Annotated in this window: 1 protein-coding gene; it reads right to left on the bottom strand. The window is 75.1% G+C overall.

The annotated features are described in order from the left end of the window. Positions 1 to 1,669, bottom strand: a 1,669-nt coding sequence (locus AB0I76_RS29265; protein WP_357042193.1) for an acyltransferase domain-containing protein, incomplete at its 3' end; no start/stop codon positions are given. Positions 1,670 to 1,762 lie beyond the last annotated feature (93 nt).

Raw genomic sequence — 1,762 nt, 5'->3', positions numbered from 1 at the left:
GGGCCGGGTGCGGCGCGTGCGGCCGGTTGCCCGCGCGCAGCCCCTCCGCGAGGGCCACCTCGCCGATCGCCTCCGCGCCGTCCGGGTGCACCCGCAGGTCCCGGACCCGTCGGAACGCTGGACCGTAGGTGAGCCCGCGACCGGCCCACTCCTCGTAGAAGGCGTCCGGATCGTTCGGGGTCGCGGTGTCGGCCCAGTCGGGGTAGTCGGGGCCCGGTCCGTCGGCCGGACGGTAGGACACCCGGCCGCCGGCCGCCGCGGTCCAGCCGGCGGCCCCGTCGGGCAGGTGCAGCAGGCGTACGCTGCCGCCCTCGGTGACGTCGTCGCGCCACTCCACGGTGAGCCGCACGTCGTCGCCGGCGAAGGTGACCTCCCGGTCGAAGGACACGTCGTCGATGCTGCCGGGCCGGCCACCGGTCCGCGCCCGCGCGGCCAGCAGCAGCAACGCCAGCATGCCGGCACCGGGCAGCACCACCGCGTCGTGCACCCGGTGGTCGGCCAGCCACGGTTGCTCGCCCAGCGTCAGCCCGACCGGAGCGTGCCAGGTGTCCACCTGTCCGGGCGCCGGTGCCAGCTCCACCTCGAACCCGCGCCCGCCCGCGCGCCGGGGCCGGGCCGCCGGCCAGTACCGTTCCGGCCGCATCGGATAGCCCGGCAGGTCCACCCGACGGTCGCGGGGCAGCCCGCCGAACGGGGCCAGCCCGGCCACGTACGACCGGGCCAGGGCGCGGGCCATGTCCTCGGCGGTGCCCTGGTCCCGGCGCAGGGTGGAGAGCACCGCGACCGCCTCGGAACGTTCGGCGGCGAGTTGCTCGACGGCGGGGGTGAGCACCGGATGCGGGCTGATCTCGACGACGTGGGTGACCCCGTCGTCGAACGCCCGCCGCATGGCGTCGGCGAAGAGCACCGGGCGGCACAGGTTCTCCACCCAGTACCGGGCGTCGAGTTCGGTGCCGCCGACCAGTCCGACCCGGACGGTGGAGAGCAGCGGCACGGTGCCGGCCCTCGGGCGGACCGGCTCCGCCGCGGCCAGCAGGTCGTCGCGGAGCGCCCCCATCTGCGGGCTGTGCGAGGCGTAGTCCACGTTCACCAGCCGGCAGAAGACCTCTTCGGCCTCCAGCAGCTCCTTGAGGGTCAGCACGTCGTCCCGGTCACCGGAGAGCACGCAGGAGCGGGGGCCGTTGTGCACGGCCAGGGCCACCGTCTCCTCGAAGCCCTGCAACGCCTCCCGGGCACCGTCGCGGTCGAGGTCCACCGCGAGCATCAGGCCCCGCCCGGAGGCCCGCCGGGCGATGGCGCTGCGCCGCGCGATCAGCAGGGCGGCGTCGGCGTAGGAGAGTGCGCCCGCCAGGGTGGCCGCGGTGATCTCCCCCTGGCTGTGCCCGAGCACCAGGTCCGGATGCACCCCGTTGGCCCGCCACAACTCGGCCAGCCCGAGCGACATCGCCCAGAGCGTCGGCTGCAGCATGTCGATCCGGGTGGTCCACTCGTCACCCGCCTCGTCCGCGACGACGGCGGTCAGGTCCCAGGCGACGTGCGGGTGCAGCGCCTCGGCGCAGCGGCGCACCACGTCGGCGAAGACGGGACTGCGCTTGAAGAGCTCCCGGCCCATCCCCCGCCACTGGGAGCCCTGGCCAGGGAAGACGAACGCGGTACGGCGGTGCGGCACCGCCCGGCCGGTGGGCAGGTCGGCGTCGGGGATGAGATACGGACAAAATGCCCCGGACGGGTTCTGCGTGAGTGGGATGCAGGATGGTGTGTG

It is taken from the genome of Micromonospora sp. NPDC049799, from assembly GCF_040656655.1.
GTDB lineage: Bacteria > Actinomycetota > Actinomycetes > Mycobacteriales > Micromonosporaceae > Micromonospora.
The sequence above is the reverse complement of the archived record's forward strand: the minus strand, read 5'-3'. Positions and strand labels throughout refer to the sequence as shown.